We start from the raw sequence: 25,962 nt of genomic DNA, 5'->3' as shown, positions 1-25,962 counted from the left end.
CGCCCACCTGCCCCCGCCATCGCTAGGCTCCTGGCTCCCTTCCAGCAGGAACTGCCGATGACACACGCACATCACTCCCATCTCGCCTTTGTCCGGCGTCAGATCCCGCAATGGTTAAGCCAGGCCAGCCCCGCCCGGCGTGCCGAACTGGCCCTGCTGATCCGCGACAGCGAGCGCCAGACACAACGCCTGAAACAGGCCATGGCACCTTTGCAGCCCGTGGATACCTTCTGCCTGCCGTTGCTGACGCAAGCATTGGCACAGTGGTTCCCGGACACCGCAGTGGCAACGCTGCTCCAGGCACACGTTGTGTTCACCGGCGCAACGCCACCCAGGCGCATGTCGGTGCTCGAAGCCGCCCTGCAGAATGCCGAAGCCCATACCCCCGTCAGGCTGCTCGCCGCAGACCTCAGCCCCCTGAAGCTGGACGCCGCAACGTTTATCCAGGGCATTCGTAACCTGGACCTGGGCCAGCGCTATCGTTACCACCTGGGCGACATCGTCGATAACGATTCATTTCGCGACCTGCTCGAAAACCAGGACCGGAGTGCATTGTGCGCCGAACTGGCCATGGCACGCCTGCGTGGCCACATTGACAGCCGCGGCGCGGCGCTGGCACAGGCCGCGCTGGCCAACCGTGCGCAAATCACCACCGAGAAGGGCCGTCGAAACGTGCTGTGCCAGTTCGTCAGCCTGTTCGGCACCCCGTTGAACGGCCCTTTGGTCATCCAGTTGCACGCCGCCGAAGCCGGCGACCCTTGCCTGCTGTATCTACCGGGTGATCCGCAGGGTGCACTGCACCAGCATGCCTCGCTGGGCAGCTTGAAAACCGACCTCACCAACCGCCTGGCCGATCACGATTTCCGCGCCTTCTTCATCCGCCACCTACCACTGGCCCAGCAGGCCAGGTTTATGCAATGCCTGCGAGAAACCCTGTATCCGCTCTATCCCTATGCCGACCTGCAAGCCACGCCCCCGGTGCTCGAAAAGGGCGACCGAGTCAGCTGGCTCAAGCGTGCGTTTCCAGGGCCTCAAGACATCTGGCAGGCAACACGCGACAAGAACGCCAGGCTGCCGTTGACCTTGGAGCCATGGCCCGGCAACTGCTTCAGGGCACGAGCGCGAACCCTGGTAGAGCGCAAGTTCCTCGATGCCGCGAGCGTGGCCGTACCGGTCCACCAACTCGATGCACGCGCGCAACTGCAGCACCTTGAGAGCTGGCTGAGCGCTGGGCTGACGGTACTGAACCTGGCCAGTTTCTTTGTACCGGGCCTTGCCGAATTGATGCTGGTGGTAGGGGGCGCGCAGATCGTCGATGAATTCCTCGAAGGTGTTCACGCCGCCAACCAGCAGGACAGCGACGAGGCCATCGCCCACCTGTTCAGCGTCATCGAGAGCCTGGTGCAATTCGCGGCCCTGGGCACCGTAGAGGGATTGCACCCGCCCGCCGGGCCATTGCAGGGTTGGCACCTGATCGACAGTGAGGCCGGCCCGCGGTTATGGCACGGCGACCTGAAGCCCTTCCAGCACAAAGCACCTCCGATGTTGGCAGCCGGTTCTGATGGCCTTTACCAGGCACAGGGGCGCGCCTGGCTGAAGCTTCAGGAACAACACTATCCCCTGGAAAGCCGCAGCAATGGCAGCCGGCGCCTGGCTGCCAGCCCTGGACAACGAATTCAGCCGGCGTTGCAGGGTCGTCAACCCGGGCCGTGGATCTTCGCTCATGAACAACCGCTGCACTGGGATCACGCACAGCTTTTGCAGCGACTGGCCGATAGCGCCACCGGCATGGATCGCCTTGCGCTGCAGCGTGCCCTGCAATGCAGCGGCTACGACGAAGCGATGCTGCGCCGGGTAATGGTCGACCGTGAGCCTGCCCCGGCGTTGCTCCTGGACACCCTGGACATGCTGGGCGGCAACGTGCCTGAGCCGCAGCTGCAAGCAACGGATGGCAACCCGCTCGCACGGGATTTCCCATCCCTCAGTGCCAGGGCACAAGGCGAAATACTCGACCAGGCAAGTTCCGCGGACCTGTTGCAGATGCACCGGACCCAGCGCCTGCCCATGCGCCTGGCCGAAACCGCGCGCCTGTACCTGAGGGAGGCCCGTATCAGCCGTGCCCTGGCACGTTTCCACCAGTCCCATGGCCCGGTCGCAGATCGCGATGCGCTGGTATTCGCTGCCCTCGAACAGTTACCCGGCTGGACCGGCGAGGCCCGTATCGAACTGCGTGACGGTTCGGTTTCCGGGCGCCTGCTGCATGCCTGCGGCAAGGAACCACTGCCTGCAAAATACGTCATTCGTACCGAGAACAGCTACGAACCCCGCAATGAGCAAGGGGGAACACTGGCCAACCGGGTCGATCTGTTCCAGGCGATCCTGAACGCCCTGCCCGACAGCGAAAGAACGTCCCTGGGTTTACAGATCCATGAACCCGGCAAGCTTATCGATACCCTGTTCGACAGGCTTGCCGGCGACCGCGCCACAACGGCGCGGCTCTTGGGCATGCAACCGGTGCGTCCGTTTTTTCGTTTGCCCCGACGGCTGCCCGGTGGCCAGATCGGCTACCCGATGAGCGGGCGCGGCCAAGGATGGATGACCGAAGATGAACTGTTCAACCGGTTGTTCCCCTCGACCGAGCCAGAAGCCCGTACGGTTCTGCGGCAACGCCTGCTCCAGGAAGCCGGCGATCAACCCTTCGGCTCTGTGCTCGAGCGCCTGAGAAGCGAGTACATGCAGCTTGAAAGCACGCTGCAGCAGTGGGTTGACAGCCCTCATGTGGCCGGCGGTGGAACGTTCATCGCACAATCCTCGGCCCGGGCAGAAGCAGCCAGGCGCCTGCGCATGGCGTGGCGCAGGGAATCGACCCACACCGCCAGCAGCCTCGAGTATGTGGTTCTCGACCTCGACGGCCGCAACCTCGGTGCACTGCCCACCCTGCCTGCGCCAATGCCTCATGTCCGCCAGTTGCGCGTTACCTTTCTGTCCGAGTCATCGCATGCCAGCCTGGACAGCTTCCTCGGTAGGTTCTTGGAAGTGCGGGCCCTGGATCTGGAGTGCAACATGCTTGAACACATCCCGCCCGCCATCGGGCAGATGGACGAGCTGCAAAGCCTGGATCTGTCGAGCAATGGCCTGGACCTGACACATAGCGGTACGCTCGATCTGCTAGAAGGGCGCAGCAATCTTCAGAGTCTGAACCTGGGCAATGCACTGGTTACACTCCCGGTCACTGCACTGGAGCGGCTGGCAAACCTGCCGTCACTGGCGATGCTGGCAATTGACAGCAATGACCTGAACCTGACCACCGAGCACTTCCAGGCATTGGAGCGTTGGCCAGCCCTGACCGAACTGAGCATGGCCGGAAATGATATTACCCTGACCGAGCAAAGCCGGGCCGCCCTCGCCCGACTGAACCGTCTGCACGCCCTGCTCGTCAGCGAAAACCCGCTGGACCTGGCGCCCGATGTCAGCGGCTGGCAGCAATTGCAAGCACTTGACTTGCAGCAGACCGGCATCGGCGAGTGGCCGACCGGCCTCACCGAACTGCTGAACCAGCGCCCCGTGCAACTGCTGAGCCTGGACCTCAGCGAGAACCAGCTCACCGATGCCCCCGAGCTGCAAGGCAGTGCCTTCGCCGAAGCCGTGAATACAGAACCGCCACGGGCATTCTTCGACTTCGACAACAACCCGTTCAGCGAGCAAGCCCAACGACACCTGACCGAAGCCGGGTTGCCAGCGATCAGCGTCGGCGAAACCGAAGCCCCGTGGTACGCCGACTGGCCTGACGAACTGCAGCAGCACCGGGTACTGACCGCCAACGAACCCTCCTGGCAGCCGTTGTACCAGCTGTTCGAACGGCTGACCCAAACTGCCGATTATCTGGGCCAGCCGGCCTACTTGCGGTCACGCATGCAGCATGTCCTGCGTACGCTCAGCACCACCCCGGGCGAAGCAGACAACGGCGGGTGGGGGCGTGCGCAACTGCACGAGCAGGTCATGGAGGCGATCAACCATGCCACCGAGGGCTGTGTCGATCAGGCCAGCCTGCTGTTCCAGCAAATCGAAACCGATGTCATGCTGTGGGATGAGATCAATACCGCAGCGCCCGATGCGCAGAGCGGTCAAGTAGCGCTGCACAGCGCCGCTGGACTGCTGCGCCAGCAGCGCCTCGACGAGCGCGTGGGCGCCCTGTACAACGCCCGCGTAGCCAGGCGCCAGGCATTGACAGAAGCACCTGACGCAGCAGCACGAGAAACCGCACCGCCCCTCAATGCCGACGACGACCTCGACGACGCAGCACTGATCGAACCGGACTACCACATAGACGAGATCGAGATGGCCCTGCACGCGCGCATGCAGCTACGCGAAACGCTTGGGCTGCCAGCTCAACCACAGCAGATCATGTTCGACTACCTGGCTCGCCTGAGCCCTGCAACCGTCAACCGCCTGGGGGTTGCCGTCAGGTCGGAGATAACCCCCTCCCTGTTCAGCCAATGGGCGTGCGAACAGCGGTTCTGGCAGGGTTGGCTGCGCCGCCTTCATGCAGATGAGTTTGATGCGCTGGCCAGGGATTGGGACGCCGCAAGCGAGTACCACAGCGAACTGACCGAAGCCACGCACAACCTGGGGGACTATACCGGCCCCCGCGTACCGGCAGCCTACATCGATGCGCTGGAGCGGGACCTGGGCGACATCGAGGGCCTGCATTGGCGGCGCAATGACGCCGTGCAACGGGTCGACCTGGTGTCCGGGCGCTATGCAGATGAAAGCGCCATTTACCAGCGGGCCAGCGCCCTGCTGCTCAGTACCCGCAGGGCGGCGGAGCAGGCGTTGCTGCGCAGCCTGACGCAGGCCTTGGCCAACACGCTCGCCTGAGCAGTTCAGGCATCCTTCCATGCGTCGGGCTGCCGGTAGCCCGCCGCCCACTGCACCACCTGGGTGGCGGGCATCGGTGGCGCAATGTAGTACCCCTGCGCCAGCTCGCAGCCCAGCGTCATCAGCAGCCGCCCATGCTCCACACTCTCCAGCCCCTCGGCTATCACCTCGCGACCGAAGGCTCGCGCCAGGCCGATCACCGCGCCGGTCAGGGCCAGGTCGTCCTGGTCGTGCAGGATGTCGCGCACGAACGACTGGTCGATCTTGATCGTCTGGGTCGGCAAGCGTTTCAGGTAACTCAACGACGAATAACCCGTGCCGAAATCGTCCAGCGAAAAGCGCACGCCCAGCGCACGACAGGCATCCAGGCAGCGGCTGACGTGCTGCAGGTTGTCGATAGCCACTGACTCGACGATTTCCAGGTCCAGCCGCGAAGGGTCCACCTCCGGGTACTCTGCCAATAGCTGCTGCAGGCGCTCGGTGAAGTCACTGCGCTGTAAATGCCGCGCAGCGATATTCACGCTCAATGACCAGGGATGCCCCTGGCGCCCCCAGGCCTGCAACTGTCTCAGCGCCTGGCCGATCACCCACTCGCCGATTTCGACGATCAGGTCGGTCTGCTCAACCCAGGGCAGAAAATCGCCGGGCGCCACCACGCCACGGCCTGGCCGCTGCCAGCGCAGCAAGCCCTCGAAGCCCAGCACCTGGCCACTGCGCAGGTTCACCTTGGGCTGGTAATACAGGCACAGCTCGCGGTTGTTCAGGGCCCGTCGTACCCGCGTCACCGTCTGGTGGGTGGCCTTGAGCTCCTGCTCCTGCGAGACGTCGAACAAGTGATAGCGGTTGCGCCCGCGCTGCTTGGCCACATACATGGCCTGGTCGGCGTGGCGTACCAGCGTATCGGCATCTTCGTCATCCTGCGGGTACAGGGTCACGCCGATACTGGCGCTGAGCGACAGCGTGTGTTCACGTACCACACAGGGCGCCGCCAATGCCCGCAATACACGCCTCAGGGCTGCGTGCAGTTGGCGCTCATCATCGACATGGCGCAGGATCAGCACGAACTCGTCACCCGACAACCGGGCCACGGCATCACCGCCGCGCAGGATACTCTTCAAGCGCTGCGCCACTTCCACCAGCAGCAGGTCGCCCACGGCATGCCCGTAGCCGTCATTGACCGCCTTGAAGCCATCCAGGTCGAGCATGCACACCGCCAGCGAGATCGCTTCGCGGCGCGAGTAAGCCAGGGCCTGGTTCAGCAAGTCGGACAGATAAGCTCGGTTGGGCAGGCCAGTGAGCACATCGTGGCCCACCCGCCACTGCAAGGTATGCAGCAGCTGGCGTTTCTCGGTGACGTCAAAGCGGATGGACACATACTTGCGCACCTGGCCAGTCAGCGGGTCGACCAGTGGCACCATGGTGCTGTCGACCCAATACAGCGAACCGTCCCTGGAACGGTTGCAGATTTCGCCCTTCCACACCCGCCCGGCGGCCAGCGCCCGCCACATGCCGACAAAGAACGCCGGCTCGTGCAAGCCGGAGTTGAGGATGCGGTGGTTGGCCCCCAGCAGCTCTTCACGGCTGTAGCCCGAGATGCTGCAGAACTGCTGGTTGACGTAGGTGATGTTCCCACGCAGGTCGGTTTCGGAAAAGATCGCGGCCGCATCCACGGCCGCGCGATAGTTATCATCCATAAAGCATCCTGCCTTAGCGGTTGAAGCGCTCCACCAGGGCACGCAATCCGGCGCACACCTGTTCCAGTTCGGCGCCGCGCGAGGCGGCGGCGTTGGCGCTGTGGGCGCTTTGCTGGGCAATACCGGCTACGCCGTTGATCTGCCGCGAAACGTCTTCTGCCACCGCCGACTGTTGCTGCGAGGCCGTAGCCATCTGCTGGCTCATGTCGCTGATACGCTGCACCGCATCACGAATGCCATGCAGTGCCTGCCGGGCTTGCTGGACCTGGGCAACGCCCTGCTCGGCGCCAGTGATGCCTTGGCTGGCAATTGCCACGGCTTGCTCGGCGCCATCGCGCAGGGTATCGATGATAGCCTGGATGTGCAGGGTTGACTGGCGGGTCTTGTCAGCCAGTGCCCGCACCTCATCGGCGACCACAGCAAAACCACGGCCCTGTTCGCCCGCACGCGCTGCTTCAATTGCCGCGTTGAGCGCCAACAGGTTGGTCTGCTCGGCAATGCCGCGGATCATCCCGGCAGCCTCGGCGATCGCACCGGTCTGACCAGCCAGATGGCTGACCGCCTGATTGATCTGGGTCACGGTGCTGGCCAAGGTACGAATCGCCGCGCCGCTGGCATCGGCCACCTGGCTGCCCTGCGCGGCCAGCAGGTGCGCGGTGTGGGCCTCGGCGGCGGTCAACTGCACGTGGTTGGCCACTTCGCCGATGGAGGCGGCCATCTGGTTCATCGCCGTGGCGCTCAGGTCGGTTTCGGTACGCTGCTTCAGCAATGCCGCCTCGGTACTGCGCGACAACTGCCCGGCATCGTCGGCCGCGACGGCCATTTGCACGGCCAGGTCGCTCAAGCGCGTCAACGCGGTTTTCAGGCGTGCCTCTTCGCTGATCAGCATCAGTTGCAGTTGCCCGGCGGCACCGGGCAGGTCGCTGTAAGTCAAGGCTGCGACCGGGTCGGCGAAGGCACCTTCGGCACCCTGCACCACCTGTCGCAATTGCCGTGCAAGTGCAGTGCGCGCCCACAGCCCATAGGCCACGAACAGCCCCACGGTGAGCCCCTGCCCGGCCAGGCCCGGCCACAGCTGATTGGCGCCCAGCGCCAATAGCCCACCGGTCAGTGGCAGGGTCAGGGCTTGGGCCAGCAAGCTCAGCCGGCGCGGCGCCGACACTGCCGGCTGACCATTGCGCAGCCGCGCATACAGAGCTTCGGCGCGGGCCACCTGCTCACGCGTGGGGCACACCCGCACCGACTCGTAGCCGACCACCCGCCCGCCTTCGAGGATGGGCGTGACGTAAGCGTTGACCCAGTAGTAGTCGCCGTTGCGGCAGCGGTTCTTGACGATGCCCATCCAGCTTTTGCCGGCTTTCAGGTAACGCCACATCAACTCGTACACCGCCGGCGGCATGTCCGGGTGGCGCACCAGGTTGTGCGGGCTACCGATCAGTTCGGCATCGCTGTAGCCGCTGATGGCGGCAAATTCGGGGTTGCAATAGGTGATCAGGCTGGCGGTATCGGTAGCAGAAATCAGCCGCTGATCAGAGGGAAAACGTTGCTCGACCGGGGTTACCGGCAGGTTGAGACGCACAATCAGACTCCATTCATGGGGGTACCAGGCGCGCGCTGTCGAGCGCTTTGCGGAATAAATGCTCCTGCAAACACCTGCTTGGTGACTGCCCAGTCAGGCGCGGATTCTACGAGCCCCGGCACATAAAGCAAATAAACCTTACGGATCATGGCGTTATCCATGTTTCAACGCTCGCTGCCGCGCTTGGCAAGCTGATTGCAGCGGTACTCCCGGCACTGGCCAGGCCCTGCACAAATTCGTACGGGCGCCCCTCACGGCACGCACCGAAGTAGAGCCTGGCAAGCCAAATTGCCCCATAACTGGTCAGACCGGTAAGGCCAAAAATCCTTGCAAAGTAGGATTTTTCGCGCTTTTATGGCTTCGCGCTGAACAAACCGGTAAGACCACAATAATTAAGTCCTGCGCTCTTTCGCCCCGTGCGGCTACCGAAGCAAGGACACCGATCAGAGACTCCTCCCATGCTCAAATGGTGCTCGCGTTCGATATTCCTGCAAGTCGTGCTCGGCCTTGCCCTCGGCATTGCCTGCGGTCTAAGTTTTCCCGACCTTTCCCTGCAACTCAAACCCCTCGGTGACGGCTTCATCAAGCTGATCAAGATGCTGATCGGCCTGATCGTGTTCTGTGTGGTGGTGAGCGGTATCTCGGGCGCGGGCGACCTGAAAAAGGTCGGGCGCATTGGCCTGAAATCGGTGATCTACTTCGAAGTGCTGACTACCCTGGCGCTGGTGATCGGCCTGGTGTTCGCCTTCAGCAGCGGCATCGGCAGCGGTGCCAACATCCACCTGGACCAGTTGTCCAGTGCCGATGCCAACGGCCTGGCCGAGCGCGGCCAGCACATCCATGGCGCCACGGCGTTCTTCATGGACCTGATCCCCACCTCGGTGGTCGGTGCCTTCGCCGACAACAACATTCTCCAGGTGCTGCTGTTCTCGGTGCTGTTCGGTAGCGCACTGAACCTGGTGGGTGACTCGGCCGCGGGCATCTCCAGGCTGATCAACGAACTGAGCCATGTGATCTTCCGCATCATGGGCATGATCGTGCGCCTGGCCCCCATCGGCGTATTCGGCGCCATCGCCTTCACCACCAGCAAGTACGGCCTGGAATCGCTGCAGCACCTGGGCGGGTTGGTGGCACTGTTCTACCTGACCTGCGCCGGCTTCGTGCTGATCGTGCTGGGTACGGTGATGCGCCTGTCGGGCCTGAAGCTGCTGCCGTTGATCAAGTACCTGCGTGAAGAGCTGACCATCGTCCTTGGCACCGCGTCTTCCGACGCCGTGCTGCCACAGATCATGCGCAAGCTGGAGCACCTGGGCATTGGCAGCTCCACGGTCGGCCTGGTCATCCCCACAGGCTACTCGTTCAACCTCGACGGCTTCTCCATCTACCTGACCCTGGCCATCGTGTTCATCGCCAACGCCACCGGCACGCCGCTGGAAATGACCGACCTGCTGACCATCCTGCTGGTGTCGCTGGTGACTTCCAAGGGGGCTCACGGCATCCCAGGCTCGGCGCTGGTAATCCTCGCCGCCACCCTGACAGCCGTGCCGGCGATTCCGGTGGTGGGCCTGGTGCTGGTGCTGGCGGTGGACTGGTTCATGGGCATCGGCCGGGCGTTGACCAACCTGATTGGCAACTGCGTGGCCACCGTGGCCATCGCCCGCTGGGAAAAGGACATTGACCTGGAGCGCGCGCAGAACGTGCTCGACGGCAAGCTTGGCTTTACCCCAACGCCACGCAAGCAGCCAAACGCCCACCATCAACAGGAATTTTGACCGAAAGTGGCCGGCGATGACGCCGGCCCTTGCAGGAGCAAACCGTGATCAGCTCATCGACCGTCGTCACCTCAGTGGTGGAAAAACTGCGCCAGGCCCTGGCCCGGGGCCAATGGCGCACCGGCGACATGCTGCCGGGCCAGCGCGAGCTGGCCGAACAGCTGGGTATCAGCCGGCCCAGCCTGCGCGAAGCGGTTACCGTACTGGAAACCCTGGGCCTGGTGCGCTCGTTACCGGGCAAGGGCGTACTGGTGCTGGATGCCGACGCCGCCACCCAGGAACCGGGCATGGACACCGGCGCCGCGGCCAGCCTGGCCGATGTGCTGGAACTGCGCTACACCCTCGAACCTTTCATTGTCGGGCTGGTGGCACAGTCGGCCAACAGCCAGGACGTCGGCCAGTTGCGCCTCACCCTGATGGACATGCGTGAAGCGCTGGAGGCCGATGACAGCGAAGCCGGGGTAAAAGCCTACATCGCATTCCATGAGGCGTTGTTCACCCTCACCACCAACCCGATCTTCCAAAGCGTGGTGCAGCAGACCGGCAATGCCTTGAAGCAAAGTGCCGACATGCTGCGCAATTCGCCCGAACACCTGGCGGCACGGCTCAAGGAAAACGAAGCCGTGGTACGCGCCATTCGCGAACGCAACAGTGCCCAGGCCAGCGCCCAGATGCGCCAGCACATTCTGGCCGAAGGCCAGCGCATGGGCATCCCGCTGAACATCCCGGACGAACACCCGCGCCCATGACCCCAGGAGAGCGACCATGAATGCCGCCCCCCACCTGCCAGCGCTGCTTGCTGCTGGAGAAACCCGCTTGTCGGCCGAGCAAATCTACCCTCGGCTGTTCGACGCCATTCTCGAACAGCGCCTGCCCCCAGGCGCCCTGTTGCCCGAGCAGGCGCTGGGCCATGCCTTTGGTGTGAGCCGCACCGTGATACGCCGTGTGCTTGGGCGCCTGTCCGACCAGCAGGTGGTGGTGCAGCGCCCCAGCCACACCGCGCACCTGGCCGCGCCCGACCCGGACCAGGCGCGCCAGGTGCTCAGTGCCCGGCGCCTGGCCGAAACCACGCTGATCACCCTGGCCGCCCAACGCGCCCGGCCGGCGCAGGTACGCCAGCTGCGGCAACTGGTGGACCGCGAGCGCCAGCACCATGAAGGCGGCGAACGTTGCGCGGCGATCCGCCTGGGCGGCGAGTTTCACCTTAAACTGGCGCAGGTGGCAGCCAATGCGCCACTGGCGCGGTTTCTCAATGGCCTGGTGCCAATGACCTCGCTGATCATCGCCCGCTACGAATCGCCGTGCTGCGACCACTGCGCCTGGCAAGAACATGCGGCGATCATCGATGCCGTGGAGCAAGGCGATGCCGAGACTGCCTTGGGGTTGATGCACAAACACCTCGACCGCCTGGAAGAAAAACTCGACCTGAAATAGCCGCTCATGCTGACGCGGTCCCTGTAGGAGCGGCCTTGTGTCGCGATGGGTCGCAAAGCGGCCCCGGCAATTTCCGCTGCAAAGCTGAAATCCTGGGGCCGCTGCGCGGCCCATCGCGACACAAGGCCGCTCCTACAGGGACCGCGATGACCGGGCGATGGGCTGCATAGCAACCCCAAAAACCCCACCCTATACTGCAAGAACCACCCCAGCCTCTACCAGGGAGGCGGTTGCGTGAGCTCTCGAATCCCTCTGCTGCTGTGCCTTCTACTGGCGCTCGCCGGTTGCGCGGGCAAGCGCCCGCCTGCGCCGCCACCCCCTGCGGTGCTCACACCGGCCGCCTGGCAACGCATCGACCAGGAACTGATCGACGCCTCGGTCGGCGCCGCCGGTTCGGCCAACGACTATGCCCGGCGCTCCATGCGGGTGTGGCGGGAGCAGGTACAACAGCGCACCGAAAGTGACTTCATCCCGTGGTTCACCGGCTACTGGACCCAGCAGTGGCTGACCCTCAAGGTGGCCTGGTACAAACTCGACAGTGGCAAAGGCCGGGAGCCGGCAGAAAAGCGCCTGGCCCTGTACCTGCAGGAGCAGTACCACGAGCGGGTGATCGAGCCGGTGGCCGAACAGATCAACCCCGAGGGCATCCGCGACCGCGCCTGCGAGCTGTACCTGCAACTGTTCGGCCAGCAATTGCCAGCCATCATCAGCCGCTACAACGCGCCGCCCGAGCAGCTCAGCCAGCGCCTCAACCGCATCCCCGCCATCGCACTGGGGCCACCGGATGCCCGCAATGCCAGCCTGTATCAACTGCTACGAGCCAAGCCGCTGGACCAGCAGCCAGCCTGGCAAGCCATGCGCCAGCACCTTCACCAACTGGCCAGCAAAGGCCCCGGCAGGACCGATGTCGGGCTGAGTTCGGTGGCTACCCAGGCGAGCGACAAACTCGGCGCTACCTTGGCCCCACGCGGCATCGCCAGCGCCGTTGCATCGGCAGTCGGCAAAGTGGCAGGGGCGATGATTTCGATCGCTGCGGCCGGCTACGGCATGATGACCCATGACCGTGAACAGCCGCAGATGGTCGAGCAGTTGCGGGTGATCCTCAACGTGGCGCTGAACCAGGAATGGCAGGAGTTGATGGAGAACCGCCAGAGCGGGGCAATGGCGGGGGTGTATTACCTGTCCGGGCAGGTTGAGGACAGCCTGCTGGCTAGCGCACCACGGCCAGTTGAGCAACCCGTGGAACAACAGGTAAAGCAGCAAGAACCTCTGATCATTCGCCTGCCGCCTGAGTGAGTACGGGCTCAATCAAGCAGTAGCCATGGCAGAACTTGGCAGCCCGAAAACCCGGTCGAACGCCCAGTTGTAGGCAAAGGTGTAGCACGGCACCAGAATGATGAACGCCATGTCCACCAGCAGCGCCTCCATCAGCGTCATGTCCAGCCACCAGGCAATCAGCGGAATCAGGTACACCACCAGGGTCAGCTGGAAACCGATGGCATGCGCCACTCGGCGCGCCACGCTGCGTCCGCGCTGGGCCTGACGGCTCTCCCAGTACTCGAACAGGGTGTTGTAGACCAGGTTCCAGAGCATGGCGATGGTGGTGATCATCACGGCCAGCGGCCCCGTATGCGACGCCTGGGTGTCCGACAGGTAGGCCAGCCCGAGGGTCGACATGCACAGCCCGATCAATTCATAGAAAGTCACGTAGACCAGTTTGCGTTTCAGTCCCTGCACCCGGGATTTCCTCCAATGACAAAAGCGATGAGGGGCGATCATGCTTCACCAGGCTTGACAGAAAAAGTCGGCAGCTGTCAGATCTACTGACAGGAGGCTGCCATGAATTTTTCCAGCGACAACATCCAGCTGTTTCTCGCCGTGCTCGACCGCGGGTCGTTTTCCGCCGCCGCGCGCGCCCTTAAGCGGGTGCCCTCAGCCGTGAGCATGGCCATCGGCAACCTAGAGGCTGAACTTGGCTACAGCCTGTTCGAACGCGGCTCGCGTGAAGTTCGCCCAACCGCACGGGCCTTGGCCCTTGAGCCGCACGCCAGGCTGATTGCCGAACAACTGGGGCTGCTGCAGGTTCATGCCCTGGAGCTGTCCCAGGGTTTGGAAAGCAGCCTGAGCGTGGCCGTTGTGCCAGACATCGACCACCGCCCGTTGCTGGCGGCCATCGCCAGCCTGGGCGAGCGCCACCCGTTGCTGGATATCGCCCTGCTCAGCGCCCCGCAGGAAGAAGCCCTGCACTTGCTGGACAGCGGGCGGGCCGACCTCTGCGTAGCCTTTGCAGGCCTGCACGTCGATGCCCGCCGAGGCTTCCAGCACATCGGCATGGAGTCGCTGGTGGCCACCCTGTCGCCCACCCACCCGGCCTTGCGCGAGGGGCGCATTCACTACCTCGAAGACCTGACCCGGGTGCGTCAGATTCTGGTGCGCAGCCGCGACCTGCCGCTGGCCGACCCGCGCCCGCTGATCGGTGCAACACATTGGTCCACCGACAGCTTCGACCTGGCTTTGCAAATGGTGGAAGCCGGCCTGGGCTGGGGCGACCTGCCACTGTCGCGGGTCGCGCCGCTAGTGGCCAGCGGCCGCCTGGTGCGCCTGGATTTTCGCAATACCCGCAACGAGTTACAGCTGCCGGTGCACATTTTGTGGCGCAAACAACAACCGCTGCACCAGGCTGCACGGCTGTTGATCGAACAGCTGGCGAATCAGTGACTGCCGTCTGTCGAAACGCCCAGAAGAAATTAATGTAAGTGCTTCAATCTTTTACCCCTTGAGCCGATATCCCGGTCGATAGGCCCCGCATCGCGTCATGAGCGTGATGCGCCCTCCCCTCATTGGCTCAAGGTCTCGAAACATGAACCTGAAATTTCGCCACAAGATCCTGCTCAGCGCCTGCGGCGTCGTGGTCCTGGCATTTGCCCTGTTCACGCTCTACAACGACTACCTGCAACGCAACACGATCCGCCAGAACATCGAAGCCTCGGTGCAGCAGTCCGGCGCACTGACCGCCAGCAGCGTGCAAAACTGGATGAGCGGGCGCATCCTGGTGCTGGAAAACCTGGCCCAGGACATCGGCCAGCAAGGTGCCGGTGAGACCCTGGCCGGGCTGATCGAGCAGCCTTCCTACACGCGCAATTTCCTGTTCACCTACCTGGGCCAGGCCAACGGTGTATTCACCCAGCGCCCTGATACCCAGATGCCTGCCGGTTACGACCCGCGCCAGCGCCCTTGGTATGGCGCCGCCGCCAGCGCCGGGCAGACCGTGCTGACAGCCCCGTACCAGGGCGCTGTCGGTGGCCTGATGGTGACCATCGCCACCCCGGTGAAGAGCAAGAGCAATGGCGAACTGATCGGCGTGGTCGGCGGTGACGTGACCCTGGACACGCTGGTGGAGATCATCAACTCGGTCGATTTCGGCGGCATCGGCCACGCCTTCCTGGCCGACGCCAATGGCCAGGTGATTGTCAGCCCCGATAAAGACCAGGTGATGAAGAACCTCAAGGACATCTACCCCGGCAGCAATCTGCGGGTTGCCGCCGGCATGCAGGATGTCACCCTCAACGGCCAGGACCGGATCATCTCCTTCGCCCCGGTGGCCGGGCTGCCATCGGCGCAGTGGTACATTGGCCTGTCGATCGACAAAGACAAGGCTTACGCCGCGCTCAGCCAGTTCCGCACCTCGGCGATCATCGCCATGCTGATTGCCGTGGCGGCCATCGCCGGCCTGCTCGGCCTGCTGATCCCGGTGCTGATGAGCCCGCTGACCACCATGGGCCGCGCCATGCGCGACATCGCCGAGGGTGAAGGCGACCTTACCCGTCGCCTTACCGTGCAGAACAAGGACGAATTCGGCGAGCTGGCCACCTCGTTCAACCGCTTTGTCGAACGCATCCATGCCTCGATCAGCGAAGTGTCTTCGGCCACCCGCCTGGTGCATGACCTGTCGGAGAAAGTGGTCAGCGCGTCCAACGCCTCGATCAGCGGTTCTGAAGAACAGAGCATGCGCACCAACAGCGTGGCCGCGGCCATCAACGAACTGGGTGCCGCCACCCAGGAAATCGCCCGCAACGCCGCCGATGCCTCGCAGCATGCCAGCGGCGCCAGCGAGCAGGCCCACGGTGGCCGTGCAGTGGTCGAAGAGGCGATCAGCGCCATGACCGCCCTGTCCCAGCGCATCAGCGAGTCCTGCGCGCAGATTGAAACGCTTAACGCCAGCACCGACGAAATCGGCAAGATCCTCGACGTGATCAAGGGCATCTCGCAGCAAACCAACCTGCTGGCCCTGAACGCCGCCATCGAGGCAGCCCGTGCCGGTGAGGCCGGCCGTGGCTTTGCCGTGGTGGCCGACGAGGTTCGCAACCTGGCTCACCGCACCCAGGAATCGGCGGAAGAGATCCACCGCATGATCACCAGCCTGCAAGTAGGCTCGCGCGAAGCGGTGCACACCATGAACACCAGCCAGGTGTCCAGCGAGCAGACCGTACACGTGGCCAACCAGGCCGGTGAACGCCTGGCCAGCGTGACCCAGCGCATTGGCGAAATCGATGGCATGAACCAGTCGGTAGCTACCGCCACCGAAGAACAGACTGCCGTGGTCGAGAGCCTTAACCTGGACATCACCCAGATCAACGCCCTGAACCAGCAGGGTGTGGAAAACCTCAACGACACCCTGCGCCATTGCGACCAGCTGGCCCAGCAGGCCGGGCGCTTGAAGCAGCTGGTGGGCAGTTTCAGGATCTAAGCCCTGTCATAGACGGCAACGGCCACCGCCTGTTGCCGCCTGTGCTGGCCCAATCGCCGGCAAGCCAGCTCCCACAGGTAAATCGCTGGCCATAAGCCCTGCATATCCCTGTGGGAGCTGGCTTGCCGGCGATTGGGCTGCGCAGCAGCCCCTTATGCCACCGCCACTTTCGCGGCCCTGCCCCGCCGCACCCAAGCCAGCAACACCGCCGCCATCAGCACGAAGCCCAGGTAGCCAAAGAACGGGTACACCTCACCCACCAGGCTGATGAACCCCACCAGGCTGCAACCAAACGCCACCACCCCGGTAACCACCGAGCCCCAGCGGAACTTCGCCGTGCCCGCCGGCAGCAGCCGCGAAAGAAACGAAAACATCGTGCCCACCGCGGTGTTGACGATCATGCCGAAGATGATCAGGCACATCACCAGCCCCAGCAGCGGCGACACCTCGTTGGCAATCGACAGCATCGGCATGGGCAAGTCGGCCACGCTGTCCAGGCGCGACAACAGCCCGGCACTCATCACCAGCATGAGGCCGCCTAACGCCGCGCCACCCAGCAGGCCACCCCACACTGCGGTTTTCTCGCCCTTGGCCGACCCACCCAGGATGGCCAGGATCGGCGCACCCGCCACGATGTTGTAGGACACATACAGGAACGCGCCCAGCAGCCAGTGACGGGCGCCGGCTTGCTGCTGGCTGGCCAGGTGATCGAGCGCGGCGAAGCTCTGCTCGCGGGTAAACACGGCGTACAACGCGATTGCCGACGCCACCAGGATCAACAGCGGGGTGATGGCGCCAATGGCCAGGATGACCTTGCGCACGTCCAGGCACACGATACCCACCACCACCAGCGTTACCAACACGCTACCGGTCAGTGCCGGAATGCCGAACTGCTGCTCCAGCAGCGCACCGCCGCCGGCCAGCATGACCACGGTGACGGCGAACATGAAAAAGGTGATCAGCCAGTCGACGAACAGGCCCAGGTTGCGGCCGCAGATGGCCTGGATCACATCCTTGTGCGAGGTGGCCTGCTGGCGGTTGCCCAACCCTGCCAAAGCCATGCCAAGGAAGGTGAACAAGGCGGCGCTGACCAGTGCGCCAGCCAACCCCCACACGCCGAAGTCGACAAAGAACAACAACAGTTCCCGCCCTGAAGCGAACCCTGCCCCCACGATCACGCCGACAAATGCGCCGGCAATCTTCAGTTGCTCTTGCATGTGAACCTCTGGATTTATTGTTGTTGTCTTACTGCCACCCCATATCTCTTGTAGGAGCAGCCTTGCGCTGCTCCTACAAAAGCTCTGTGTTCGGTTACTCGTCGCCGACAAACGCCTGCACTTCAATCTCCACATCCACCCCCAGCGCCAACGCCGAGGCCACAGTCGAACGCACTGGCAGCGCCGTGCCGAAGAACTCTTTGTATACCTCGTTGAAACCGGCGAAATGGCTCATGTCCGACAGCCATACCGTGGCCTTTACCACTTGGTCGAAACGCGCGCCGCACGCTGCCAGGCTTTCGGCGATGCGCTCGCAGGCGGCGCGGGTCTGGGCCTGGATATCACCGCGCACCACTTCGCCGCTGGCACTCATCGGCACCTGGCCGGAGAGGAACAGAAAACCACCCGCCTTCACGGCACGGGAAAACGGAAACGGCAGGCTGCTGGGGAAACGCTGGATGTCATTGCTCATGGGATGCTCCTTTCAGGGTTGCTGGAAACGGGCCGGGGACAGGCGCTCGGGCGCCACGCCCTGGCTGACAAGACTAGGGCACAGGGGTTGGCCAAGCAGCAGGTCGGCGGCCAGGCGCGAGGCGCCGGCGGCCGACTGGATACCATAGCCACCTTGCGCCGCCAGCCAGAAAAACGTGGGTGCGTGCGCATCGAAACCGATCACCAGGTCACCGTCGGCGACGAACGAGCGCAGCCCGGCCCAGGTATGGCTGGGGCGGCGGATTGCCAAGGTGGTCATGGCTTCGATGTTGTAGATGCCCAAGGCGACGTCGAGCTCTTCGGGTGCGGCGTCCTGGGGTTCGACCGGGTCGGCATTGGCGGGCGACCCCAGCAACTGGCCGGCGTCGGGTTTGAAGTAGAAGCTTTCGTCGACGCCGATCACTGCCGGCCAGCGGGCGAAGTCCTGGTCTGCCGGGCCGGGAAAGGTGAACGCGCTGCGCCGGCAAGGTTGCAGGCCGATGCGCGCCACGCCGCACTGCTCGGCCACGCGGTCAGCCCAGGCGCCAGCGGCATTGACCAGTTGGTGCGCCTGCACCCGGCTGCCGTCGCCCAGCTCCACCTGCCACAGGCCGTCCAGGTAACGGGCCTGGACAAGTTCGGCGTTGCAGCGCAGCTCACCGCCGGCAGCGCGATAACCGCGCAAGAAGCCTTGGTGCAGGGCATGAACATCCAGGTCCATGGCACCCGGCTCAAGCACCGCGCCGGCCAGGGTCTCGCCACGCAGGCTGGGCACCAGGGCAAGGGCGGCGTCACGGTCAAGCAGGCTGACTGCGGTGCCATTGGCCAGGTTCTGCGCGTGGGTCTGCTCAAGCAGCTCGCGCTGCTCCACGCTGGCCACATACAGGCAGCCACGCGGTTCCAGCAGCGGGTGCTCGCAGAAGCCTTCCGGCGGCGTTTCGTAAAAGGCCCGGCTGGCGCGGGTCAGTGCCTGGATCTGCGGGGTGCCGTAGGCCTCCATGAACATGGCCGCCGAACGCCCGGTGGAGTGGTAACCAGGCTGTGATTCGCGCTCCAGCACCAGCACCCGCTGCTGCCCAGCCAGGCGATAGCCCAAGGAGGCACCGGCAATGCCGGCACCGATGATCAGGGTGTCGTAGGTCGGGGTCATGCACGCTCCTGCCAGGGCATTATCATTTATGAGAATTCTAATATATGAGAATTTAGAAATACGCAAGTGTCCAAGGTAAGATGCCCGACCAACGCCGTATGCCGAGAAGCCTGAATGCCCGCTGCCCTCCCCCTGCTTGACCGCGCTGTAGTCGGCCAGCGCCTGCGCCAGGTGCGCAAGGCGCGCCAGATGACCCTCAAGCAATTGTCCGAAGCCAGTGGTGTGCCGGTGTCCACCCTGTCGAAGATGGAGCTGGCACAAGTTTCGGTCAGCTACGAGAAGCTGGCCGCCGCCGCACGCGCCCTGAATGTCGACATTGCCCAGTTGTTTCGCGCCAGCGCTACGGTTACTGCCCCGGTGCCGGTAACCGTGGTGGTCGACTCGTTACCTGCGGCGGCGGGGTACTCCACTGGCACCTACGACTACCACCCCATTGCCGGCGACTTCCCCGAGCGGCGCATGACCCCGGCCTATGCCCGCATCATCGCCCGCGAACGGGGCCAGTTCGACGACTTTATCCGCCACCCCGGGCAAGAGTTCGCCCTGGTGCTGAGCGGGCGCGTGCGCATCGAGTTCGAAACCGGTGAAGCCGTGAGCATCGGGCCGCAGGAAACCGCGTACTTCGACAGCCAGGTTGGGCACATCTACCTGTCAGAAAGTGATGATGGCGGGGACGCGCATGTGATGGTGGTGATGACCGATCGCTGAAGGCGCCCGGTTATAACCTAATAACGAACAAGTCTATTTGGCTATAAAAAAATCTATATGCTGGCTGCATCCGATAACGGGCAAAGATGGGCAGTCGAGTAGCGTATGGATGTAGGTTCTTTCGGTTTCACCATTGCTGGCCTGGTCGTGGGTTTCATCGTCGGCATGACCGGCGTGGGTGGCGGCTCGCTGATGACCCCGATCCTGTTGTGGTTTGGCATCAACCCGGCGACGGCAGTTGGTACCGACCTGCTCTATGCGGCAATCACCAAGGCCAGTGGCGTCTGGGTGCATGCCCGCCACAAGAACATCGACTGGAAGATCACCGGGCTGCTCAGCCTGGGCAGCGTGCCCGCCGCAGCGCTGACCCTGTGGTTCCTCAGCACCCTGCACACCGACACCTCGGCGCTCAACGCCATCATCAAGCAAGGCCTGGCGGTGGTGCTGATCCTGACCGCGCTGGCCATCCTGTTCAAATCGCGCCTGCAGGCTTTCGCCAACCGCCACGCCAGCGACCACTACCACCTCAGCGACCGCAGCCTGAACACGCTCACCGTGCTGACCGGCGTAGTGCTGGGGGTCATGGTCACCCTCACCTCCATTGGTGCTGGCGCCCTGGGTACCGTGGCGCTGTTCCTGCTATACCCGTTTTTGGTCACCCGCCGCCTGGTCGGTACCGAAATCGCTCACGCCGTCCCGCTTACCCTGGTAGCAGGCCTGGGCCACGCCGGCATGGGCAACATGGACTGGTCGCTGCTGGGTTACCTGCTGCTGGGCTCGCTGCCGGGCATCTACCTGGGCAGCCACCTCACCGGACGGATCTCCGACCGCGTACTGCGTCCGTGCCTGGCAGCGATGCTGCTGCTGATCGGCTACAAGCTGGCGTTCTGACCATCAGCCCAGGCGCAAGCGCCACTGCCCGGTAAAGCTCAGCTCAAGGCGCGAAAGCGGCAGCACGTCGATACGCTGGCTGGCCTGCATCGGGCACCCCAACACCTGTACCAGTACAGCGCGCATGACCATCGGGTGAGTCACTGCCAGCCACTCACCCGGCGTGTCGAAGGCCGCCAGCCAGGCGGCCACACGCTGGCATAGCGCAGCAAACGACTCCCCACCATGCACCGCACTGGCCGGGTCCTGCAGCCAGTTTGCCAACGCCTGCGGTTGTTCGGTTTGCAACTGCTTCAACGGCAAGCCCTGCCAACGCCCCAGGTCGCAATCGGCCAATGCCGGCTCGATTTGCACCGAGCCCGACAACCATGCCGCCGTCTCGCAGGCTCGCCGCTCTGGCGCAGTCAGCACCTGCATGCCGGGCACGATGGCGTCGGGGTGTTGGGTCAACGGCAAGATGCCGTCATCGGCACGGTGCAGGCGCCCGGTCTTCTGGGCCTGGGTCAGGGCATGGCAGATCAGGGTCAGACGGACGGCTTTCACCGGGGCTCTCTCGCAACAGGCAGGGGCCCATGGTTTAGCATGCTGCGAGGCTTTTGGCTGCAACAATGTCGCCGCCCGCACAAACGCGTATCCCTTGGAGGCGCGTTCAGTTCATAAATAGGTAACCACCTGCACCAAACCCCACACCGGCAGCGCCCCCACCAATCCCACCGCTAGCTGCGGCCAGTACGGCAGCAACATCACCAGCACCAACCCCGCCAGCGACAGCACGCCGAACCAGGCCACCGGCCCCATGGCCCAGCCCCAGGCCTGGGCACACAGCGTCAGGCTCGCCAGCAACGCCAACCAACCGGCACTGCGCAGGCTGATACTCCACACGCGCGGGCAGGTGCGATTCCACACCTGTTTGTAATGCCGCTCCAATCCCTGGCACAGCCCGAGCATACCGGCATAAGCGAACAGCACTGCGCCTGCAATCCACATCATCATGCCTCGGCCTCCTGTTGCCGCCCTGCCCGGGCCTTCTGCTGCACCGGTTGTGCTTGCCGCACCCGCCAGGCCACCAGCCCAACCAACACGCCCAGCACCAACGCACAGGCCGCTACGCCCAGGCGCATGGCGTCTTCGAGGCCGCCAAACGCACCCAGGCCGATGCACAGCAACGCCGTCAGCAACAGTTGCTCGGCCCATGCACGGCGTGCCGGCCGGACACCCGCATGCAACAGCGCCAGCAGCCAGACACCAAAGAACGCACGCACCTCCCAGCTCTCCCGCTGTGTCAGCTCCACCGGTAACAAACGGCTGGCCCACAGCAGCCCCACGCACGCCAGCAGCAGGCCGCTGACAAAGCCCACGTTGCACACCTCGGCCACCCGGTACCAGCGCCGTGCCGAAGCATCGGCAGTGGCGCTGGCATACTTGCGCCCGCGTTTCACGCAGAACAGCACCAGGCCGCTGGCGATCATCAGGCAGCTGACCAGCCCGCACACGAAGTACAGCCAACGCATCGGATAGCCGCCGAACTGGGCGAAGTGCAGGCCGACCATGACCCGCTGGGCCAAAGGCACCGCGCGCCATTCAGGCACGTCCCTGAGCAGTTGCCCGCTGACACCATCGAAGACCATGGCCTGCCCCTTGGCCAGCGCGATGCGATTGCCCAGCTCGGGGCGGATTTCGACGCGCGCCGACGCCGTGTTCGGGTTGCGGATATTCAAGCCGCCAATCGGCCCCAGCCGCGCCTCGGCCTGGGCCAGCAACGGTGCTACGTCCACCAGCGCGGCCGGCTGCCTGGCCAGGCCACGGGGCTGTTCCGTGCGGGCATTGCCCTGGGCCTGGAAGTAAGCGCGAGTGTCACCCGCAAACAGCGCATCGACCCCGGCGGGGATGTAGATGAGCATGAAGATCACCAGCCCGGTGTAGGTGATCATCAGGTGGAACGGCAGCAGCAGCACCGCACTGGCATTGTGGAAATCCAGCCACGAGCGCTGGCCCTTGTTCGGCCGGAAGGTGAAAAATTCCTTGAAGATCTTCTTGTGAATGACAATGCCGGTAATCAAGGCCGCAAGCATCACCAGCGCCAACGCGCCGACGACGAAAATGCCCCAGTTGCGTGGCAGGTCGAGGGTGAAGTGAAAGCGGAAGAAAAAGTTGCCGCCGACACTGTCGCGCACCTCGATGGCCTCGCCGGTGCGCGGGTCGAGGTGTACGCCACCGCCGTGGCGGCGCTCGCCGGTAGAAACGCGCAGCCCTGGCGCGCGTTCGCTCGGCAGACTGATACCCCAGTTGCCAGCCTTTGGTTCATGGGCCTGCAGGTAGTTGATAGCGCGCCGGGCAGCATCGGCCTGGGACACCTGGGTGGCCGGGATTTCCGGCTGCATCCAGTGGTTGAGCTCCTTGTCGAACACCGCCAGGGTGCCGGTGACGAAAATGGCGAACAGCAGCCAGCCGAAGATCAGCCCGGCCCAGGTGTGCAGCCAGGCCATCGATTGGGTGAAGGTGTTCTTCATGCCAGCCGCTCCATTACCTGCGGCCAGAAGCCGATCAGGGCAAGGGGCGCAGCCAGTGCCAGCGACGCCCAGGCGCGCAACGCATCACGGCAGGCGAAGGCCCAGAGGATGGCGACGGTGTAAAAAATGAACGCCGGCAGGGTCGCGACAATGACCGCATCGGCGGCAGATAGCGGCAGGATGCGGGCCAGGCAGGCGCTGGCGGCGTAGCTGAGGGCGTAGCCGCCGAGCAACGCGGCGGCGCTGCGGGAGAGTAGTTGTAGCCAGGCAGGGGCTTTGATCATCGGAGGGTTCCTTGAGGTCCGGTGATGAGGCCAGGGCTGCCGCGCAGCCCAATCGCCGGCAAGCCAGCTCCCACAGGTCCCGCACAGGGTTCAAGGGCTGTGCGGGACATGTGGGAGCTGGCTTGCCGGCGATTGGGCCGCATAGCGGCCCCTTGGATCAGAAGTTGATATTCAGCGCAGCAAACACCGCCCTGCCCGGCTGGTTATACGTGTTGGCCCCCGAACTGCTGGCGTTGCCGCCACGCAGGATCTGCTTGTCGAACACGTTGTTCACCCCCACCCGCACGTCGTAGTTGGCGTTGAACTTGTACCCGGCGCTCACGTCCACCAGGCCATAGGCCTCGACGTCCTGCTGCGCGGCCTGGTCGTAGTTTTCCTGGGTGCGGTAGTTGTAGGTCGGCGACTTCTGTTTACCGAAGTAAGTACCCGCCACCTGGAACGACAGCTGCTCGGTGGCGCGCCAGTCGAGGGTGGTGTTGACGGTGTACTCCGGGATCACCGACAGCGGTTCGCCGGTCTCGCGATTGTCGTTGTCCAGCATCCAGGTCAGGTTGGTGTTCCAGTCCAGGGTCGGCGTCAGCTCGATGAAGAAGTTGCCTTCGATGCCTTCCACCCGCGCCTTGCCGGCGTTTTGCCATTCGGTCACGCGGCGGCCGCTGTTGATGGCATAGAGCACATCGGTACCGCCGATGATCTTGTTCTTGTAGTCATTGCGGAAGTAGGTGGCGCTGGTACGCCAGGTGCCGCGGTCGTACAGCAGGCCAATCTCCTTGTTGACGCTGATCTCCGGCTTGAGGTCGGCGTTACCCTGCAGGTAGCAGCCACCGGAGTTGGTCTGCTCCACACTACAGCCTTGGCCGCGGCTATAGAGCAGGTAGTTGGGGTTGGACTGGTACAGGTTCGGCACCTTGTAGGCGCGAGCAATGCCGCCTTTGACCGACAGCGCCTCGGTGAGCTTGTGCGACAGGTTCAGGCTGGGGCTGAAGTTGTCGCCAAACATCTCGTGATGGTCAAAACGCAAGCCAGGCGTCACCGTCGTGTCGCCGATGACGATATTGTCCTCGACGAACAAGGCGTAACTTTTGGCGGTCATCTTCGATTCGCTGCGGTCGAAACCGCTGATCGCGTCATTGCCCGACCCACTCGGGTCGAAGCTCTGCGGACGGAACGAGCCCTGGTCGTTGAGCGACTCGTACAGGTACTCCCCCCCCAGGGTCAGCACATGCTCGGTGCTGCCCACGGCGAACGGCAAGTTGACCTCACTGTTCAAACGCGTGTTGCGCAACCGCGACATCGCCGCGCCGCTGTCGTTGATCGCCCCTTCCGGGCCACCGGCCAAGCCCTCGTTGAGGCGCCAGTTGCGCACGTATTCGTAAGCCAGGGTGGTCTTGCTGGTACCCCAGGTGAAGTCGCCCAGGTGGGTCAGGTCGTAAGTGCTGCGCTGCATGACGTTGGTTTCGTGGCCATACAGGCTGGAAATAAGTGCGACGTCGCTGCCGCCGTTGCTGTTCATGGTGTCGCCAGCGTAGATATTGCCCTGGCGGCTGTAGCCTGCACTGGCTTCGAAGCGGTGCTCGTCGTTCAGCTTCCAGCTGAGCAGGCCGTTGATGTCCTTGTTGCGCACACCCTCACGCCCGGCAACCAGCGCGCTGTTGGCGTGGGTGGCGTTGATATCCAGGTCGTCGGCGTCAGTCTTGGCCAGGCCGCCGAACAGGCGGAAACCAAGGTTATCGGTGAGGCCGCCACCGAGGTTGAAGTTGGCGCGGCGGCTGGCACCCTCGGCACTGTCCTCCGGCAACTGGGTGAACAGGCTGACGCTGCCCTTGAGCTCGTCGGTGGGGCGTTTGGTGATGATATTCACCACCCCGCCCATGGCGCCGGAGCCGTAGCGAGCGGCGGCCGGGCCACGCAAGATCTCGATACGCTCGACTGCCTCGGCGGGCACCCAGTTGGTTTCACCCCGGGTATCACGGTCACCGTTCCAGCCATAACGCACCGCATTGCGTGCGCTGGAGGGCTTGCCGTCGATGAGGATCAGGGTGTTTTCCGGGCCCATGCCGCGCAGGTCGATCTGGCGGTTGTTGCCGCGTGCGCCGCTGGCGCTGTTGCCGGTCAGGTTGACGCCGGGCTCGCGGCGGATGATATCGGACAGGTCATTGGCCGGTGGATGGCGCTTGATGTCGTCGGCGGTGATGATCGACGAACCCAAGGCCTGGCGCGCCTCGCGCTCGGCGGTGATCAGGGTGTCCTGAATCACTAGCGCGTTGTCGGCAACCGGCACTTCCAGCACCTCACCCGTGCGCTGCTCTTCAGCCTGGGCCCCGGTGGCCACCATGGCCGGTGACGCCAGTGCGACGAACGCCAAGGCCAGGCTGTTGGGTGAAGTTCTGCACTGCATGGGTACATCTCCTGCGATTCATGAGCGAAACGGCACATCCCTGTCGGAAACCGGGAGCCCTCGCCCACCGGCCTCGCAAACACAGTCTGGTGGCCAACAGGGGTGGTAAATATAGGGAATCGCAAATGAGAGTAAATCGTATTTACGAAGTTTACATGTTTGTAACGGAACTTTGCTGAACCGCGTGGCAGAGCGCTGCCTTCCCGCTTGCACGGAAAGAACGCCACCC

At 64.0% G+C, this 25,962-nt stretch carries 20 protein-coding genes and 2 pseudogenes; 10 read left to right on the top strand and 12 right to left on the bottom strand.

The genetic code is table 11. The features are described from left to right. Nucleotides 1-57: 57 nt before the first annotated feature. Nucleotides 58-4,878 carry a dermonecrotic toxin domain-containing protein gene (locus JOY50_RS25470; RefSeq protein WP_243056045.1) on the top strand — a complete coding sequence of 1,607 codons (4,821 nt, stop codon included), beginning with the start codon at nucleotides 58-60 and terminating at the stop codon, nucleotides 4,876-4,878. Between the two features lie 5 nt (nucleotides 4,879-4,883). Here the strand turns inward: JOY50_RS25470 and JOY50_RS25465 are convergent, their stop codons facing one another. The 3 genes and pseudogenes from JOY50_RS25465 to JOY50_RS29370 form a co-directional block, all read right to left on the bottom strand. After that, entirely contained in the window at nucleotides 4,884-6,572 is a 1,689-nt protein-coding gene (locus JOY50_RS25465; protein WP_132845925.1) for a bifunctional diguanylate cyclase/phosphodiesterase, read from the bottom strand. A 13-nt stretch (nucleotides 6,573-6,585) separates the two neighbouring features. Continuing rightward, complete coding sequence (locus tag JOY50_RS25460; RefSeq protein WP_405046012.1) at nucleotides 6,586-7,734, bottom strand: methyl-accepting chemotaxis protein; 1,149 nt, start codon at nucleotides 7,732-7,734, stop codon at nucleotides 6,586-6,588. A gap of 87 nt (nucleotides 7,735-7,821) precedes the next feature. Further along, nucleotides 7,822-8,151 (bottom strand): annotated as a pseudogene (locus JOY50_RS29370) (PAS domain-containing protein); the annotation flags it as partial. A gap of 458 nt (nucleotides 8,152-8,609) precedes the next feature. Here JOY50_RS29370 and JOY50_RS25455 point away from each other — a divergent pair. From JOY50_RS25455 to JOY50_RS25440, 4 genes are all read left to right on the top strand, one after another. Beyond that, nucleotides 8,610-9,923: a C4-dicarboxylate transporter DctA gene (locus JOY50_RS25455; RefSeq protein WP_049276862.1), complete on the top strand. Its 1,314-nt coding sequence runs from the start codon at nucleotides 8,610-8,612 to the stop codon at nucleotides 9,921-9,923. A 44-nt stretch (nucleotides 9,924-9,967) separates the two neighbouring features. Next, nucleotides 9,968-10,672 (top strand): FadR/GntR family transcriptional regulator, encoded by a 705-nt coding sequence (locus tag JOY50_RS25450; protein WP_019470739.1) that lies wholly within the window; start codon nucleotides 9,968-9,970, stop codon nucleotides 10,670-10,672. A gap of 16 nt (nucleotides 10,673-10,688) precedes the next feature. Continuing rightward, nucleotides 10,689-11,357 (top strand): GntR family transcriptional regulator, encoded by a 669-nt coding sequence (locus JOY50_RS25445; RefSeq protein WP_132845919.1) that lies wholly within the window; start codon nucleotides 10,689-10,691, stop codon nucleotides 11,355-11,357. Nucleotides 11,358-11,591: 234 nt separating this feature from the next. Beyond that, a complete protein-coding gene (locus tag JOY50_RS25440) occupies nucleotides 11,592-12,653 on the top strand; it encodes a hypothetical protein (protein WP_132845916.1) in 1,062 nt (353 codons plus the stop codon). Nucleotides 12,654-12,665: 12 nt separating this feature from the next. Here the strand turns inward: JOY50_RS25440 and JOY50_RS25435 are convergent, their stop codons facing one another. Beyond that, the gene (locus JOY50_RS25435) at nucleotides 12,666-13,094 is read right to left on the bottom strand and encodes a PACE efflux transporter (protein ID WP_132845913.1); all 429 of its coding nucleotides are present in this window, start codon (nucleotides 13,092-13,094) and stop codon (nucleotides 12,666-12,668) included. Between the two features lie 102 nt (nucleotides 13,095-13,196). Here JOY50_RS25435 and JOY50_RS25430 point away from each other — a divergent pair, with 102 nt between their 5' ends. From JOY50_RS25430 to JOY50_RS29360, 3 genes and pseudogenes are all read left to right on the top strand, one after another. Further along, complete coding sequence (locus tag JOY50_RS25430) at nucleotides 13,197-14,075, top strand: LysR family transcriptional regulator (RefSeq protein WP_132845911.1); 879 nt, start codon at nucleotides 13,197-13,199, stop codon at nucleotides 14,073-14,075. Between the two features lie 97 nt (nucleotides 14,076-14,172). After that, nucleotides 14,173-15,249 (top strand): annotated as a pseudogene (gene mcpA / locus JOY50_RS29365) (methyl-accepting chemotaxis protein McpA); the annotation flags it as partial. A 114-nt stretch (nucleotides 15,250-15,363) separates the two neighbouring features. After that, on the top strand, nucleotides 15,364-16,104 hold the full coding sequence (locus JOY50_RS29360) for a methyl-accepting chemotaxis protein (protein WP_405046011.1): 741 nt from the start codon (nucleotides 15,364-15,366) through the stop codon (nucleotides 16,102-16,104). A gap of 152 nt (nucleotides 16,105-16,256) precedes the next feature. On the opposite strand, the gene JOY50_RS25420 is transcribed toward JOY50_RS29360, so the two are convergent. From JOY50_RS25420 to JOY50_RS25410, 3 genes are all read right to left on the bottom strand, one after another. After that, complete coding sequence (locus JOY50_RS25420) at nucleotides 16,257-17,321, bottom strand: hypothetical protein (protein ID WP_132845905.1); 1,065 nt, start codon at nucleotides 17,319-17,321, stop codon at nucleotides 16,257-16,259. A 94-nt stretch (nucleotides 17,322-17,415) separates the two neighbouring features. Next, nucleotides 17,416-17,793, bottom strand: coding sequence for a RidA family protein (locus JOY50_RS25415; RefSeq protein ID WP_132845902.1), 378 nt, complete (start codon nucleotides 17,791-17,793; stop codon nucleotides 17,416-17,418). A gap of 12 nt (nucleotides 17,794-17,805) precedes the next feature. After that, nucleotides 17,806-18,942, bottom strand: coding sequence for an FAD-binding oxidoreductase (locus JOY50_RS25410; RefSeq protein WP_243056044.1), 1,137 nt, complete (start codon nucleotides 18,940-18,942; stop codon nucleotides 17,806-17,808). 114 nt (nucleotides 18,943-19,056) lie between these two features. Here JOY50_RS25410 and JOY50_RS25405 point away from each other — a divergent pair, with 114 nt between their 5' ends. Both JOY50_RS25405 and JOY50_RS25400 read left to right on the top strand, forming a co-directional pair. After that, complete coding sequence (locus JOY50_RS25405) at nucleotides 19,057-19,650, top strand: helix-turn-helix domain-containing protein (protein WP_028613450.1); 594 nt, start codon at nucleotides 19,057-19,059, stop codon at nucleotides 19,648-19,650. Nucleotides 19,651-19,755: 105 nt separating this feature from the next. After that, nucleotides 19,756-20,541, top strand: a complete 786-nt coding sequence (locus JOY50_RS25400) for a sulfite exporter TauE/SafE family protein (protein WP_132845896.1) — start codon at nucleotides 19,756-19,758, stop codon at nucleotides 20,539-20,541. Between the two features lie 3 nt (nucleotides 20,542-20,544). Here the strand turns inward: JOY50_RS25400 and JOY50_RS25395 are convergent, their stop codons facing one another. The 5 genes from JOY50_RS25395 to JOY50_RS25375 all read right to left on the bottom strand — a co-directional run bounded on the left by JOY50_RS25395 (nucleotide 20,545) and on the right by JOY50_RS25375 (nucleotide 25,733). Further along, nucleotides 20,545-21,084, bottom strand: a complete 540-nt coding sequence (locus tag JOY50_RS25395; protein ID WP_138736895.1) for a histidine phosphatase family protein — start codon at nucleotides 21,082-21,084, stop codon at nucleotides 20,545-20,547. 111 nt (nucleotides 21,085-21,195) lie between these two features. Further along, nucleotides 21,196-21,534, bottom strand: a complete 339-nt coding sequence (locus JOY50_RS25390; protein ID WP_132845891.1) for a DUF3325 domain-containing protein — start codon at nucleotides 21,532-21,534, stop codon at nucleotides 21,196-21,198. Continuing rightward, nucleotides 21,531-23,051, bottom strand: a complete 1,521-nt coding sequence (locus tag JOY50_RS25385) for a PepSY domain-containing protein (protein ID WP_243056043.1) — start codon at nucleotides 23,049-23,051, stop codon at nucleotides 21,531-21,533. The genes JOY50_RS25390 and JOY50_RS25385 overlap by 4 nt, the downstream gene beginning before the upstream one ends. Beyond that, nucleotides 23,048-23,335 (bottom strand): iron transporter, encoded by a 288-nt coding sequence (locus tag JOY50_RS25380; protein ID WP_132845887.1) that lies wholly within the window; start codon nucleotides 23,333-23,335, stop codon nucleotides 23,048-23,050. The genes JOY50_RS25385 and JOY50_RS25380 overlap by 4 nt, the downstream gene beginning before the upstream one ends. A 157-nt stretch (nucleotides 23,336-23,492) precedes the next feature. Next, on the bottom strand, nucleotides 23,493-25,733 hold the full coding sequence (locus JOY50_RS25375) for a TonB-dependent siderophore receptor (protein WP_132845885.1): 2,241 nt from the start codon (nucleotides 25,731-25,733) through the stop codon (nucleotides 23,493-23,495). Between the last annotated feature and the right edge of the window lie 229 nt (nucleotides 25,734-25,962).

Source organism: Pseudomonas sp. BP01, assembly GCF_022760795.1.
In the GTDB taxonomy this organism is placed as follows: domain Bacteria; phylum Pseudomonadota; class Gammaproteobacteria; order Pseudomonadales; family Pseudomonadaceae; genus Aquipseudomonas; species Aquipseudomonas putida_Q.
Note: the sequence above shows the minus strand (reverse complement) of the source record. Positions and strands in the feature narration are given on the sequence as shown.

What these genes read in the sequence shown, in the direction of transcription:
- JOY50_RS25470 (WP_243056045.1), top strand. Translation starts at nt 58, where the DNA reads ATGACACACGCACATCACTCCCATCTCGCCTTTGTCCGGCGTCAGATC.
- JOY50_RS25465 (WP_132845925.1), bottom strand. Translation starts at nt 6,572, where the DNA reads ATGGATGATAACTATCGCGCGGCCGTGGATGCGGCCGCGATCTTTTCC.
- JOY50_RS25455 (WP_049276862.1), top strand. Translation starts at nt 8,610, where the DNA reads ATGCTCAAATGGTGCTCGCGTTCGATATTCCTGCAAGTCGTGCTCGGC.
- JOY50_RS25445 (WP_132845919.1), top strand. Translation starts at nt 10,689, where the DNA reads ATGAATGCCGCCCCCCACCTGCCAGCGCTGCTTGCTGCTGGAGAAACC.
- JOY50_RS25430 (WP_132845911.1), top strand. Translation starts at nt 13,197, where the DNA reads ATGAATTTTTCCAGCGACAACATCCAGCTGTTTCTCGCCGTGCTCGAC.
- JOY50_RS29360 (WP_405046011.1), top strand. Translation starts at nt 15,364, where the DNA reads ATGCGCACCAACAGCGTGGCCGCGGCCATCAACGAACTGGGTGCCGCC.
- JOY50_RS25420 (WP_132845905.1), bottom strand. Translation starts at nt 17,321, where the DNA reads ATGCAAGAGCAACTGAAGATTGCCGGCGCATTTGTCGGCGTGATCGTG.
- JOY50_RS25415 (WP_132845902.1), bottom strand. Translation starts at nt 17,793, where the DNA reads ATGAGCAATGACATCCAGCGTTTCCCCAGCAGCCTGCCGTTTCCGTTT.
- JOY50_RS25410 (WP_243056044.1), bottom strand. Translation starts at nt 18,942, where the DNA reads ATGACCCCGACCTACGACACCCTGATCATCGGTGCCGGCATTGCCGGT.
- JOY50_RS25405 (WP_028613450.1), top strand. Translation starts at nt 19,057, where the DNA reads ATGCCCGCTGCCCTCCCCCTGCTTGACCGCGCTGTAGTCGGCCAGCGC.
- JOY50_RS25400 (WP_132845896.1), top strand. Translation starts at nt 19,756, where the DNA reads ATGGATGTAGGTTCTTTCGGTTTCACCATTGCTGGCCTGGTCGTGGGT.
- JOY50_RS25390 (WP_132845891.1), bottom strand. Translation starts at nt 21,534, where the DNA reads ATGATGATGTGGATTGCAGGCGCAGTGCTGTTCGCTTATGCCGGTATG.
- JOY50_RS25385 (WP_243056043.1), bottom strand. Translation starts at nt 23,051, where the DNA reads ATGAAGAACACCTTCACCCAATCGATGGCCTGGCTGCACACCTGGGCC.
- JOY50_RS25380 (WP_132845887.1), bottom strand. Translation starts at nt 23,335, where the DNA reads ATGATCAAAGCCCCTGCCTGGCTACAACTACTCTCCCGCAGCGCCGCC.
- JOY50_RS25375 (WP_132845885.1), bottom strand. Translation starts at nt 25,733, where the DNA reads ATGCAGTGCAGAACTTCACCCAACAGCCTGGCCTTGGCGTTCGTCGCA.